Annotated in this window: 12 protein-coding genes; 7 read left to right on the top strand and 5 right to left on the bottom strand. The window is 70.4% G+C overall.

What is annotated here, in order from left to right; translation table 11 throughout:
- Positions 1–2 precede the first annotated feature (2 nt).
- A complete protein-coding gene (locus QSK25_RS43650; protein ID WP_285647440.1) occupies positions 3–1,487 on the bottom strand; it encodes a PucR family transcriptional regulator in 1,485 nt (494 codons plus the stop codon).
- A 76-nt stretch (positions 1,488–1,563) separates the two neighbouring features.
- Between QSK25_RS43650 and QSK25_RS43645 the strand changes: the two genes are divergently transcribed.
- On the top strand, positions 1,564–1,878 hold the full coding sequence (locus QSK25_RS43645) for a DUF3099 domain-containing protein (protein ID WP_285647438.1): 315 nt from the start codon (positions 1,564–1,566) through the stop codon (positions 1,876–1,878).
- Positions 1,879–1,929: 51 nt separating this feature from the next.
- Here the strand turns inward: QSK25_RS43645 and QSK25_RS43640 are convergent, their stop codons facing one another.
- Together QSK25_RS43640 and QSK25_RS43635 are read right to left on the bottom strand one after the other, a co-directional pair.
- The gene (locus QSK25_RS43640; RefSeq protein WP_285647436.1) at positions 1,930–2,808 is read right to left on the bottom strand and encodes a carbohydrate kinase family protein; all 879 of its coding nucleotides are present in this window, start codon (positions 2,806–2,808) and stop codon (positions 1,930–1,932) included.
- On the bottom strand, positions 2,805–3,695 hold the full coding sequence (locus QSK25_RS43635; protein ID WP_285647434.1) for a pseudouridine-5'-phosphate glycosidase: 891 nt from the start codon (positions 3,693–3,695) through the stop codon (positions 2,805–2,807). The genes QSK25_RS43640 and QSK25_RS43635 overlap by 4 nt, the downstream gene beginning before the upstream one ends.
- A 31-nt stretch (positions 3,696–3,726) precedes the next feature.
- On the opposite strand from QSK25_RS43635, the gene QSK25_RS43630 reads away from it, so the two are divergent.
- Positions 3,727–3,975, top strand: coding sequence for a DUF3039 domain-containing protein (locus QSK25_RS43630; protein WP_189159462.1), 249 nt, complete (start codon positions 3,727–3,729; stop codon positions 3,973–3,975).
- Between the two features lie 93 nt (positions 3,976–4,068).
- On the opposite strand, the gene QSK25_RS43625 is transcribed toward QSK25_RS43630, so the two are convergent.
- Positions 4,069–5,184, bottom strand: coding sequence for a YihY/virulence factor BrkB family protein (locus QSK25_RS43625; protein WP_502881956.1), 1,116 nt, complete (start codon positions 5,182–5,184; stop codon positions 4,069–4,071).
- 153 nt (positions 5,185–5,337) lie between these two features.
- Here QSK25_RS43625 and QSK25_RS43620 point away from each other — a divergent pair, with 153 nt between their 5' ends.
- Positions 5,338–7,023 carry a DEAD/DEAH box helicase gene (locus QSK25_RS43620; RefSeq protein WP_285647430.1) on the top strand — a complete coding sequence of 562 codons (1,686 nt, stop codon included), beginning with the start codon at positions 5,338–5,340 and terminating at the stop codon, positions 7,021–7,023.
- 17 nt (positions 7,024–7,040) lie between these two features.
- On the opposite strand, the gene QSK25_RS43615 is transcribed toward QSK25_RS43620, so the two are convergent.
- Entirely contained in the window at positions 7,041–7,829 is a 789-nt protein-coding gene (locus QSK25_RS43615; RefSeq protein WP_285647429.1) for a class I SAM-dependent methyltransferase, read from the bottom strand.
- A 247-nt stretch (positions 7,830–8,076) separates the two neighbouring features.
- Between QSK25_RS43615 and QSK25_RS43610 the strand changes: the two genes are divergently transcribed.
- The 4 genes from QSK25_RS43610 to QSK25_RS43595 all read left to right on the top strand — a co-directional run bounded on the left by QSK25_RS43610 (position 8,077) and on the right by QSK25_RS43595 (position 12,669).
- A complete protein-coding gene (locus tag QSK25_RS43610) occupies positions 8,077–9,204 on the top strand; it encodes a sugar ABC transporter substrate-binding protein (protein WP_285647426.1) in 1,128 nt (375 codons plus the stop codon).
- Positions 9,205–9,282: 78 nt separating this feature from the next.
- Positions 9,283–10,056 (top strand): ATP-binding cassette domain-containing protein, encoded by a 774-nt coding sequence (locus tag QSK25_RS43605; protein ID WP_285647425.1) that lies wholly within the window; start codon positions 9,283–9,285, stop codon positions 10,054–10,056.
- 23 nt (positions 10,057–10,079) lie between these two features.
- Positions 10,080–11,510 carry a sugar ABC transporter permease gene (locus QSK25_RS43600; protein ID WP_285647477.1) on the top strand — a complete coding sequence of 477 codons (1,431 nt, stop codon included), beginning with the start codon at positions 10,080–10,082 and terminating at the stop codon, positions 11,508–11,510.
- 4 nt (positions 11,511–11,514) lie between these two features.
- The gene (locus tag QSK25_RS43595; protein WP_285647424.1) at positions 11,515–12,669 is read left to right on the top strand and encodes an ROK family transcriptional regulator; all 1,155 of its coding nucleotides are present in this window, start codon (positions 11,515–11,517) and stop codon (positions 12,667–12,669) included.
- Positions 12,670–12,696: the final 27 nt, after the last annotated feature.

Genomic DNA, 12,696 nt, shown 5'->3' with positions numbered 1-12,696 from the left:
GGTCACCGCGTGATCTGGAGGGCGATGGCCATCGCGAGCCGCTGGTCGGCGTCGTCGAGGGGGAGCGGAGTCACCTCGGCCATCTTCTGCATGCGGTAGCGCAACGTGTTGGGGTGCACGCCGAGCTCCTTCGCCGCCGCCCGCACGTCCCCCTGGTTCGCGAGCCAGGCCCGCAACGTCGCCGCGTACTGCGTCCCGTTCTCCGCGTCGAATCGCAATATGTTGGATATCGGTCCGCGGGCAGGCAGTCGTCCGGCTTCCGCGACGGCGGCGAGCCGGTGCAGCAACACCCGCGCCCACGCGTCGTCGTACACCACCGGCGCACCGGTGGAGAGCGCGAGGCATTCGTCGGCCTCCTGCCGTGACGTCGGCAGCTGCGCGGCCTCGGCCGGGCCGCCGATGCCCGCGAGCACCGTCGCCTCCGCCGGCAGCTCCCGCACCAGTGAACGCACCCACGCGACGGCGTCGTCGGCGGCGGGGATGACGGTGTAGAGGACGTTGCCGAACAACGCGCTGCGCCCCGGCCGCGACCAGCCGAACCCGGCCGTCGCCCGCTGGAACGCGAGCACCGCGGCGCCGTGCTCGCCCTCGCCGGCGTGGGCCTGCACGGCGATCACCCGCAGGTCGGCCGACGGCAGCCCGAGCCGGGCGACGTCGGCGGACTCGGGCTGGTCGAGCAGCCGGATGACGAGGTCGGCCTCGGCCTGGCGTTCGAGGTCCGTCGACGCCCGCGACCGCAGCAGGTGCAACGCCGCCGTGCGCGCGCCGTCGACCAGCGCCGCCGACCGCGCCGCGTCCACCGGCCCGGTCACCTCGACCCACACCGACCCGAGCAGTTCCCGCCCCGCCCGCACGGCGGCGACGAGCCGGTTGCCCAGCTGGTCGGTCAGCTTGGGCACGAAGATCGGTTCGTCCGACGACGCCAGGTGCGTGAACACGCCGAACTCGTCCAGCGCCCGCCGCGCCTCCTCCGGCACCCGCCGGCCGAGGATGGTCTGCACGCGGACGGGGTCGACGTCCTCCTGCCGGTAGGAGTAGGCGAGGACGCGGGACTGCTGGTCCTCGATCGTCACCGGCCCGCCGACGACGCCCGCGATCACGTCCGCGAGGCCGAACAGGTCGCCGGTCCGCGTGCCGCCGTTGACCAGTGTCTGAGTGACGTTCGCCAGCTGGCTCCACGGCACCGACGGGTCCACGAGCAGCACGGCCGCGCCGGACTTCTTCGCCGCCGCGATCACCCGTTCGTCGAGCGGCGGCTTGCCGTGCAGCACCACCGCCGACGCCGCCGTCGACGACACCAGCCGCACCGCCGCCGCGACCGACGGGGTGCCGAGTCCGAGAAGCACGTCACCCGCCGCGGCCGGGGTGTTTTCGGCCGGGTCGTGCAGGGCAACCCCGCGGAGTTCGGCGTCGCGACCCTTCGGCGCGCAGGCCAGGTGCGTGCCGAGGCTGCCGAGCACGTCCACGAGGCGATCAAGGGCGACCACCCGCGGATGTTAACCGCCGACCGGCTGTCCCGGGCGTCACTCGGACGTGCGACGATGAGGGAGTGGAGGTGGTGTCGTGAGCAGTCCCGACCGGAACGACACCCCGGTGTTGATCACCGAGGCGGCCCCGTCCTACGAAGAACAGCACGCCGCCCGGCGCAAGAAGTACGCGATCATGATGAGTCTGCGCTTCCCGTGCCTCATCCTCGCGGCTCTGTTCGCGCACACCTGGTGGCTGGCCCTGTTCTTCATCGTGCTGTCCGTGCCGTTGCCGTGGATGGCCGTGCTGATCGCGAACGACCGGCCGCCGCGCAAGACCGAGAAGGTCAACCGGCACGAGGTGGAGCGCCGCGCCATCGCGCCGAAGAGCACCACCGTCATCGACGGCTGAGCACCGATATATCAGCCTGAGAACTGATATATCGGTGGGAGAACGCTCAGGTCAGCGGGGCGGTTGAGCGCCGACGACGCTGACGGCCCGTGATCCCGCCCGGACGCCGCCGAGCAGTGCGTCCCGCTTCGACGAGCCCGCCAGCCACGCCGCGAGGAACCCCGCGTCGAACGCGTCGCCGGCACCCGTCGAGTCGACGCACTTAGTGACTTCAGCGGGGACCGAGACGAGCTCGTCGGCGTCGACCCACGTCGCACCGTCCGGTCCCGAGGTCACCACGACGGCACCGACGTGCGAGAGCAGCGTCTTGGCCGACGCGGGTTCGGACGACCCGGTCAGGGCGAGCAGTTCGTCGGCGTTGGGCAGCAGGAAGTCGACGCCGCGCACGTCCTGCAGGAACGCCTCGGCCGAGTGGATCAGCACGGCGGCCTGCGGGTCCACCGACGTTGTCCAGCCCGCCGCCCGCGCCGCCGCGAGCACCGCCAGCCCAGCCGGCCGGGAGGTCGCGTCCAGCAGTACGTACCCGGACAGGTGCAGGTGGCCGTTCGCCCCGGCGAGCAGGCCCGGGTCGAGGTCGGCGGGGGAGAAGCGGGCGTTCGCGCCCCGGTCGGGCAGCATCGAGCGCTGTCCGTTCTCGTCGACCAGGACCACGACGCAGCAGGTGGCGAGGTCGGGGTCGACGGCGAACGCGCACTGGACGCCCGCCGTGGTCAGTTCGGCGTGGACCTGGCGGCCCGCCGAGTCGGCGCCCACACGGGCCACCAGTACCGGCGAGGCACCGCAGGCGGCGAGCCAGACGGCGGTGTTGGCGCCGGCGCCGCCCGGTTCGATGGTGACCTTCGCCCGCACGTCGCCGCCGTGGGCGATGGGGCCGGTGTGGCGGGCCACCACGTCGAGGCCCGCGTCACCGACCACCACGACCGGCCTCACTGCGCGAGCTCGACCGCGACGGCGGCGGCCACGGAGACGTTGCTGACGACGAGTTCCTCGTTGGCGTCGAGGCTCACGCCCTCGGAGGCGGTGTGGAAGTGCTCCAGCAGCACGGGGGTGACGTCCTTGCCGCGCACGTCCTGGTCGACGAGCTTCCGCAGCCCCTCGGCGAGGAGGCGGTCGTGCAGGTCGGCGTCCATCTCGAAGGCGGCGGGGATGGGGTTGACCAGCAGCATCCCGCGCCCGCCCGCGGCGAAGACGGCGGCGGCCTCGGCGGCGTTCTCGACGCGCCACGGCACGTCGAACTCCGACTCGCGGCGGTAGAAGGCGGGGAAGCGGGACGTGCGGTAGCCGACGACGGGCACCGACCGGGTCTCCAGGACCTCGAGCGTCGCGCCCATGTCCAGGATCGACTTCACGCCCGAGCAGACCGTCAGGACCGGCGTCGTGGCCATCACGTCCAGGTCGGCGGACACGTCCCACGTGTCGCGCGCGCCCCGGTGCACGCCGCCGAGCCCGCCGGTGCCGAAGACGCGGATGCCCGCGCGGTGGGCGAGCGCGGCGGTCGAGGCCACGGTCGTCGCGCCGCTGCGGCCCAGGGCGTAGGCGGGACCGAGGTCGCGCAGGGAGAGCTTCAGCAGGTCGCCCGCGTTGCAGACGCGGTCGAGCTCGGCCTCGGTGAGCCCGATGTGCGGCACGCCGTCGAGCACGGCGATCGTGGCGGGGACGGCGCCCGCCTCCCGGACGACCTTCTCCAGGCGTGCGGCGACCACGAGATTGCGCGGAGCGGGCAGGCCGTGGGACAGGATGGTGCTCTCGAGAGCGACGACGGGACGGTTCTCGTCCAGGGCGGCGGCAACTTCATCGGCGATGTGCAGCGTGGTCACGAGGGGACATCATCCCAGGTACCCTGGGCGCGTGAGCACCCAGACTCTCCCCGAGGTCGACGTACGGCCGGACGAGACCGACCAGTCTTCGGACGACACCCCGAAGATGTTCCACTACGTGCGCAAGGCGAAGATCGCCGAAAGCGCCGTGATGGGCACGCACGTGGTCGCGCTGTGCGGCGAGGTCTTCCCGGTCACGCGGTCGCCGAAGCCCGGTTCGCCGGTGTGCCCGGACTGCAAGAAGATCTACGAAGGCCTGCCGCCCGGCGGCGACGAGTAAGACCCAGGAACTTCACACCGCAGCGCCCGGCGCCTCGGACTGCCCGAGGCGCCGGGCGCTGCTGTTCTCAGACTGCTGTGCCAAGGCGGGGAGCTAGCCCCGCTGCTTTTCTTCCTCGGCCTCGGGTGAGGGCTTCTGGATCGGCAACGGCGAGGTCAGCTGCGTGTCGGCGGGTGACGGCGCCGAGTAGCCGTTGGCAGGCCCGGTCTCGGGCGCGGGCTGGGGCCGCGCGCTCTCCTCGCGGATGCGGGACGCCGCGCGTTCCAGCTCCAGCCTGCGCCAGCGGCGGCGCTGCCGGCGGGTCATCCGGGCGGGCCACATGTCCTGGATGGCGCTGTTGAAGTACGCGCCGATCGTGATCGCCAGGCCGATGAAGAACACGAACAGCAGGAACGCGATCGGTGTCGCCAGCGCGCCGTAGGTGTAGCCGGTGGTGGTGATCCACTGGATGTACAGGCGCAGGCCGATCGACGACAGGATGAACACCGCCATCGCGAGGATCGCGCCCGGCAGCACGCGGTGGTAGGGCAGCCGTCGCGGCAGCGCCACCTTGTAGAGCAGCGACAGCGAGAGCACCAGCAGGGCCGCGACGCCGGGGTAGTAGAACCGGCCGACCCACGTCGAGATGTACGGCTGCCAGGACGCCGGGAAGAACTCCGGCAGCACGTCCGGCCCGAGCGCGAGCACCGGCAGGCCGATGACCAGCGCCACCAGCGACACCATGTAGAGCAGCAACGCGAAGATGCGCTGCCACAGCTCGTTGCGCACGCCGTACTGCCCGTGCGCCACGGTGATCGCGTCGACGAACGACGACATGGCCGACGACCCGGCCCACAGCGAGATCAGGAAGCCGATGGAGACGATCTCGCCCTTGCCGGTCGAGAGGATCTCCGCGACCGTGGGCTGGATCACGCCGTTCACGACGTCCGCGCTGAAGATCGTCCGGGTGAACCCGATGATCCTCTCCTGCACGGCCTTGACGACCTCGTCGCCGAACCAGGTGCCGAGCCAGCCCATCGAGCCGAGCACGCCGAGCAGCAGTGGCGGGAACGACAGCGTCTGCCAGAACGCGGCCTCGGCGGCTTCTGAGAAGATGTTGCCCTGCCACGCCTTCGACAGCGTGCGCGCGAGTAGACGCAGCGGCCCCTTTCGGCCGGACCTGCGTGGTGCGTCGTTGTCGGAAGGCGAACCCATCGCAGTGACAAGCATGGTGCATGGGGCCACGTTTCGCGGCATCGACGCTCGGAACAGGTAGAGTCGCACTGCCCTCGGCCACCGTCCGCCTGAGGGTATTGCTATGTCTGACCTGCGCAAATGAGGAGAAACACGGCTGTGACAGCGCCAGCAGCAACGCCGGCAGCAATGCGACCGCTGCGAGCCTGGCAGCGGCGCGCGCTGACCAAGTACCTCGCCGCCAAGCCGCAGGACTTCCTCGCCGTCGCGACGCCCGGCGCGGGCAAGACGACCTTCGGGCTCCGCGTCGCCGCCGAACTGCTGGCCGACCGGACGATCGAGGCGGTCACGATCGTCACGCCGACCGAGCACCTCAAGCACCAGTGGGCGAAGGCCGCGGCCGAGCAGGGCATCCACATCGACTCGAACTTCCGCAACACCAACGCGATGACCTCCCGCGACTACCACGGCGTGGCCGTCACGTACGCGCAGGTGGCCGCTCATCCGACGTTGCACCGCGTGCGCACGGAGAACCGCAAGACGCTTGTGCTGCTCGACGAGGTGCACCACGGCGGTGACGCCAAGTCGTGGGGTGACGCGATCCGCGAGGCGTTCACGCCCGCCGTGCGCCGCCTCTGCCTCACCGGCACACCGTTCCGGTCCGACGACTCGCCGATCCCGTTCGTGCAGTACGAGGAGAGCAACGGCGGCTTCAAGACGTCGAAGGCGGACCACACCTACGGCTACTCCGACGCGCTGCGCGACGGGGTGGTCCGGCCCGTGCTGTTCCTCGCGTACACGGGTGAGGCGTCGTGGCGGACCAGCGCGGGCGAGGAGTACACCGCGCGGCTGGGCGAACCGCTGACCCAGGAGCAGACCGCCAGGGCCTGGCGCACCGCCCTCGACCCGGCGGGCGACTGGATGGCGTCCGTCCTGCGCGCCGCGGACAAGCGGCTCACGCAGAAGCGCGAGAACGGCCTGCCCGACGCCGGCGGCCTGGTGATCGCCACCGACCAGACGGTCGCGAAGGCCTACGCCCAGGTGCTCGAACGCGTCACCGGCCAGATCCCCACGCTGGTGCTCTCGGACGACCCGAAGGCGTCCGGCAAGATCGCCGAGTTCGCCGCGACGACCGAACGCTGGATGATCGCGGTCCGGATGGTGTCCGAGGGCGTCGACGTGCCGCGGCTCGCCGTCGGCGTGTACGCGACGTCGTCGTCGACCCCGCTGTTCTTCGCCCAGGCCGTTGGCCGCTTCGTGCGCAACCGCAAGCCCGGCGAGACCGCGACGGTGTTCCTGCCGTCGGTGCCGGTGCTGCTCCAGCTCGCGTCGGAACTGGAGGCCGAACGCGACCACGTCCTCGGCAAGCCGCACCGCGAGAAGGACGGCTGGGACGACGAGCTCATGGCCGCGGCCAACCAGGCCAAGGACGAGCCGGGTGAGGACGAACGCGCCTTCACGGCTCTGGGCACGACCGCCGAGCTCGACCAGGTGATCTTCGACGGCTCGTCGTTCGGCGCGCCGACCCAGGCGGGTTCGGAGGAGGAGCAGGAGTACCTCGGCCTGCCCGGCCTGCTCGAACCCGACCAGGTCCGCACCCTGCTGCTGCAACGGCAGGAGGAGCAGATGGCGCTCGCCGCCAAACGCCCCAAGCCCGAGGCGCCGGTGCGCGAGGCCCGGCCGGTGGGTGTGCAGGAACGCCTCACGTCGTTGCGCAAGGAACTCAACACCCTCGTCGCGATGCACCACCACCGCACGAAGAAGCCGCACGGCAAGATCCACAACCAGTTGCGCGAGTACTGCGGCGGCCCGCCGACCGCGATGGCCACCATCGAACAGCTCGAAGAGCGGATCTCGACCCTTCGCTCCTGGTAGGCGCGATATCCGATATATCAGTTGCGGGTGACGGCCACGGCGAGCGTCGTGTAGTTCATGGCGAACGAGCCGCCGATGGCGTCGATCGCGACGCCGACGTCGTCGAGGAGCTCGGTGACCTGCTCGCGCTCGAGCATGGCCATCGGGCTCATGGTGAGCATGAGGTCGGTGTACTCGGCGGTGGTGAAGGTCCTGTCCCAGGACGCCTCCCACTGGACGACCTCGCCGAACGAGCCGGTGGCGACGAGCGCGTCGGCGGTGCGCACGCAGCCCGCCCGGTACGCCTCGGAGGCCTCGTCGTAGGAGTGGCCGACGCGGTGCGTCATCTGCGGCGCGACCTTGTCGTAGGCCGCGACGAAGGCGTCGGCGATCGGCTCCGGTGTTCCGAACACGTGCCAGAGCGCGACGAACACCCCGCCCGGTCGCAGCACCCGCGCCGCCTGCACCGGACCGGCCTCGGCGTCGACCCAGTGCCACGACTGCCCGGCGACGACGGCGTCGAACTCGCGCCCGGCCGGGTCCCACGCCTCGAACTTCGCCACCTCGACGTCGACACCGGTCGCGCGGGCGAACGCCGCCATGCGCTCGTCGTGCTCGACGCCGAGCACGTCCAGCCCGGCCGCCTGGAGTTGCCGCGACAGCACGCCGGTGCCGCAACCGACCTCGGCCACACACGTCCCAGGAGTGGCGGCGACCAACTTTTCGATCAACGAGGCCGGATAGGCGGGGCGGGTGCGGTCGTAACGGGCCGCTTCGGCACCGAAGGAGATGGCCAGCCGATCGGCGGCTTCCTTGTCGATCGTCATGCACCCAACCTAGGGGTGTCCGGGAGATGACAGGCATGCGTCCACCGAGGGCGGCGACCGATGTGTCGCCGCGGTAATCCGTAGCGCGGTGGTAACGCTCTCACGACTCTCGGTGACCAAATTTCGCCACGGTTACCGCATCGTTGCGACTTAATCGATCCAGTGTGGTTCCGGTCACGCATATGTCGGGCATACGTTGTGCGCCACAACATTCTCTGTGACACAGCGCAGTGAAAGGGACTGGCGGATGCGCAGCAAGACTCTCGCTTCCATCGCCGTTACCGCGGGCCTCGCCCTGGCGGTCTCGGCATGCGGCGCCAACTCGTCCTCCGGCACCGGAGGAAGCTCTGAAACGAATTCTGCTGGCAGCGGCACGGGCGCGAAGGTCGGCGTGATCCTGCCCGAGACCAAGACCTCCGCCCGCTGGGAGGGCTTCGACAAGCCCCTCCTGGAGGCGGCTCTGAAGGCCGAGGGTCTCGACCCCGACATCCAGAACGCGCAGGGCGACGTCCAGAAGTTCAGCACCCTCGCCGACGGCATGATCAACAACGGCGTCAAGGTCCTGATCATCGCGACGCCCAACGCCGAGGTCGGCGCGTCCGTCGCCAAGAAGGCCCAGGCCCAGGGCATCCAGGTCATCGACTACGACCGCCTGAACACCGGTGGCTCCTCGTCCTACTACGTGTCGTTCGACAACGTGAAGGTCGGCGAGCTGCAGGGCCAGGGCATGGCCGACGCGCTCAAGGACGCCCCGCAGGGCGCGAACATCATCGAGATCGAGGGCGCGCCGACGGACAACAACGCGACCCTCTTCGCGGACGGCCAGAAGAAGATCCTCAAGCCGCTGTACGACTCGGGCAAGTTCAAGCTCGTCCAGTCGCAGCCGATCGACGACTGGGACAACCAGAAGGGTGGTCAGGTCTTCGAGCAGATCCTGACCGGCAACGGCGGCAAGGTGGACGGCGTCGTCGCCGCGAACGACGGCCTCGCGGGCGCGGTCATCACCGTGCTCAAGAAGGTCGGCCTCAACGGCAAGGTGCCGGTCACGGGTCAGGACGCGACCCCGGACGGCCTGCAGGCCGTGCTGCTCAAGGACCAGTACATGACGGTCTTCAAGCCGATCAAGGAAGAGGCCGAGGCCACCGCCAAGCTGGCCGGCTTCCTCGCCAAGGGCGACACCGCGGGCGCCGACAAGCTGGCCTCGGGCGTCACCAAGGACACCAAGGCCAACCGCGACGTCAAGTCCGTGCTGCTCACCTCGCAGCTGATCACGCGCGACAAGGTCAAGGTCGTCGTGGACGCCGGCTTCGTCAAGGCGTCGGAGATCTGCGTGGCCGCCACCCAGGCCGCCTGCACCGAGCTCGGCATCAAGTAGGACCACTCGCGACGAGGGCGGGGTGCGCGCACTGTGCACCCCGCCTCTCGCCGCGTGGTAACCACGGAGGAAATCCCAGTGAGCGAGCCGATTCTCGAGCTGCGCGGCATCAACAAGAGCTTCGGTCCCGTGCACGTCCTGCACGACATCGACCTCGACGTGAACCCCGGTGAGGTCACAGCCCTCGTCGGCGACAACGGCGCGGGCAAGTCGACGCTGGTCAAGTGCATCGCGGGCATCCACCCGACCGACTCGGGCGAGGTCCTGTTCGCCGGCGAGCCGGTGCACATCAAGGGCCCGCGCGACGCCGCGGATCTCGGGATCGAGGTCGTCTACCAGGACCTCGCACTGGCCGACAACCTCGACATCGTCCAGAACATGTTCCTCGGCCGCGAGCGCACCAAGGGTGGCCTGCTCGACGAGTCGGACATGGAGCAGGCGGCACGCAAGACGCTCGCCTCCCTGTCGGTGCGCACGGTCAAGTCGGTGCGCACGCAGGTGTCGTCGCTGTCCGGCGGTCAGCGCCAGACCGTGGCGATCGCCAAGGCCGTGCTGTGGAACAGCAAGGTCGTGCTGCTCGACGAACCCACCGCCGCACTCGGCGTCGCGCAGACGCGCCAGGTCCTCGACCTGGTCCGCCGCCTCGCGGAGCAGGGCCTGGGGGTCGTCCTGATCAGCCACAACATGAACGACGTCTTCGAGGTCGCCGACAAGATCGCGTGTCTCTACCTCGGCCGCATGGCCGCCGTCGTGTCGACCAAGGACGTCACGCACGGACAGGTCGTCGAGCTGATCACCGCCGGCCGTTCCGGTGACCTGGGCATCGCCCGCCCCGAGGCGGCGACGATCTGATGAGTACCGAAGAGGCGAGCAAGATGACCGACACCACCGAAACGCACGAGGCGGAGCCGGCCCAGCAGGGCGCCATCTCCGACTTCGGCATCGACACGACCTCCCGTTCCGCCGGCGAGGCCATCAGGGACTACTGGTCCAGCGTCCGCGGCGGCGAGCTCGGCTCACTGCCCGCCCTGCTCGGCCTGATCGTCCTGCTCATCGTGTTCAGTTCGCTGTCCGAGTCGTTCTTCACCCTCGGCAACCTCGCCAACCTGCTCCAGCAGGGCGCCAGCATCACCATCATCGCGATGGGCCTGGTGTTCGTGCTGCTGCTCGGCGAGATCGACCTGTCCGCCGGTACCGCGTCCGGCGTGACGGCCTCCGTGATGGCGCTCGACCTGATCAACGGCGGCAACCTGCTCGGCGGCATGGGCGACGGCGTCTTCTACGTCTTCTGCGGCTGGCTGGTCCTCGCGGTCGGCCTGTCGCTGCTGATGCGCCTGTGGACCGGCGCCGTGCTGTCCGGCATCGCGCTGCTGATCGCGCTGCTCGGCGTGCCCGCGAACGCCTGGATCGGCATGCTGCTGGCGATCTGCGTCGGCGCGTCGATCGGCTGCATCACCGGCTACCTGGTCGCGAAGATCGGCATCCCGTCGTTCGTCGTGACCCTGGCGCTGTTCCTCGTGTGGAGCGGTGTGGTCCTGCAGTTCATCGGCCAGGGCGGCACCCTCGGCCTGCGCGACGACACGATCTTCCAGGTCGCCAACGGCAACATCAGCACCGTCGGGTCGTGGATCCTGTGCCTGCTGGCGGTCGGCGGCTACGCGGCGGTCGTGCTCAGCCGGCACTACACCCGGCTGCGCAAGGGCCTCGTCGCCTCGCCGACGGCGCTGGTGCTCGCCAAGATCGGTGGCCTCGCGCTGCTCGCCGCCGTCGCGACGTTCGCGCTGACGCAGAACCGGTCGCCAACGAACCTCGTGGTGATCTCCGGCGTGCCGTACGTCGTGCCGCTCGTGCTCGTCCTGCTGGTCATCGGCACGTTCGTGCTCGACCGCACCAGCTACGGCCGGCACCTCTACGCGGTCGGCGGCAACAAGGAGGCCGCGCGCCGTGCCGGCATCAACGTGGAGAAGATCCGCATGAGCGTCTTCGTGATCGCCTCCTCGGCGGCCGCGATCGGCGCCATCGTCTACTCCTCGAAGGTCGGCTCGGTCGACCCGAACGCCGGTGGCGGCAACACGCTGCTGATGTCGGTCGGTGCGGCCGTCATCGGTGGCACGTCGCTGTTCGGCGGCAAGGGCCGGCTGCGTGACGCCGTCATCGGTGGTGCGGTGCTGGCGGTCATCGCGAACGGCATGGGCCTGCTCAAGCAGCCCTCCGCCGTCGTGTTCATGGTGACCGGCCTGGTCCTGCTGCTCGCCGCGAGCGTCGACGCGCTGTCCCGCCGCCGGGCGGCCACCGCGGCTCGCTGACGCGGTGACGGGACCCACGTCCGGCACCCGTCCCGACGAGATCCGCAGGCACAACAGGACGGCGTTGCTGCGCCGCCTGCACGTCGACGGACCGTCCACCAGGGCGTCGCTCGCGGCGGAGCTCGGGCTCAACCGCAGCACGATCAAGGCCCTGGTGGACGGCCTCGCCGAAGCCGGTGTGGTCGCCGAACGCGTGCCCGCTCTGCGCAGCGGAGCGGGCCGCCCCTCCTTGCTGGTCCTGCCCCAGCCGCACGCCGCGGTCGTCATCGCGATCGACGTGCGGGTGGAGCACGTGGCCATGGGGTTCGTCGGGCTCGGCGGCGAGATACTCGGCCGGGACAGCTGGAACCTGCACCGGACGCGTGATCCGGGTGAGGTCATCACGCACATCGTCGAGTCGGCGCGCCTCATGGCCGACGACCTCGACGTCACCGCCGTCGGGGTGGGCGTCTCGGTGCCCGGCGTGGTCCGCCGCGCCGACGGGCACGTCCACGAGGCGCCCAACCTGCACTGGACCGGGGTGGCGCTCGGCAAACGCCTGGAAGCGGTGCTGAAACTGCCGGTCCAGGTCGGCAACGACGCGGAACTGGGCGCGCTCGCGGAGCACGTGCGCGGCGCGGCCAGGGAGTCCTCGGACATGGTCTACATCTCCGCGGACGTCGGCGTCGGCGGGGGAGTGATCCTCGCGGGACAGCCGTTGCGCGGTTCCGGCGGCTACGTCGGCGAACTCGGGCACATGGTCGTCAACCCGAACGGCCGCCGCTGCTACTGCGGCTGCGACGGCTGCTGGGAGACCGAGGTGGGCGAACCGGCGCTGTGCCGGGCGCTCGGCCTGCCCGACGACGCGCCGCGCGGTGCCGTCGTCGCGGCGTTGCGGGCGCTGGACGAACCGGCGGTGCTCGACGAGTTCGCCGGCTGGCTCGCGCTGGGGCTCTCGAACATCGTCAACGTCCTCGGCCCGGAACTGGTCGTGCTCGGCGACCTCTACACGGCGCTGCCCGCGTCGGTGGTCGACTCGGTCAGCTCGTCGGTGCAGAAGCGCAGCCTGGTGTCCCGCGCGCTCGGCGGGGCCCAGGTCGTGACGTCACCGCTGGGGCGCGACGCGAAGCTCGTCGGGGCCGCCGAACTGGCCTTCGAGCCGGTGCTCGACGCCATCTAGTCGCCCCGAAAAGCCGCTGGAATGCGA

The organism is Lentzea sp. NBRC 102530, from assembly GCF_030269365.1.
Classification (GTDB): domain Bacteria; phylum Actinomycetota; class Actinomycetes; order Mycobacteriales; family Pseudonocardiaceae; genus Lentzea.
This window is presented reverse-complemented; position numbering and strand designations above follow the sequence as displayed.

What these genes read in the sequence shown, in the direction of transcription:
- QSK25_RS43615 (WP_285647429.1), bottom strand. Translation starts at nt 7,829, where the DNA reads ATGACGATCGACAAGGAAGCCGCCGATCGGCTGGCCATCTCCTTCGGT.
- QSK25_RS43620 (WP_285647430.1), top strand. Translation starts at nt 5,338, where the DNA reads ATGCGACCGCTGCGAGCCTGGCAGCGGCGCGCGCTGACCAAGTACCTC.
- QSK25_RS43625 (WP_502881956.1), bottom strand. Translation starts at nt 5,184, where the DNA reads ATGCTTGTCACTGCGATGGGTTCGCCTTCCGACAACGACGCACCACGC.
- QSK25_RS43610 (WP_285647426.1), top strand. Translation starts at nt 8,077, where the DNA reads ATGCGCAGCAAGACTCTCGCTTCCATCGCCGTTACCGCGGGCCTCGCC.
- QSK25_RS43600 (WP_285647477.1), top strand. Translation starts at nt 10,080, where the DNA reads ATGACCGACACCACCGAAACGCACGAGGCGGAGCCGGCCCAGCAGGGC.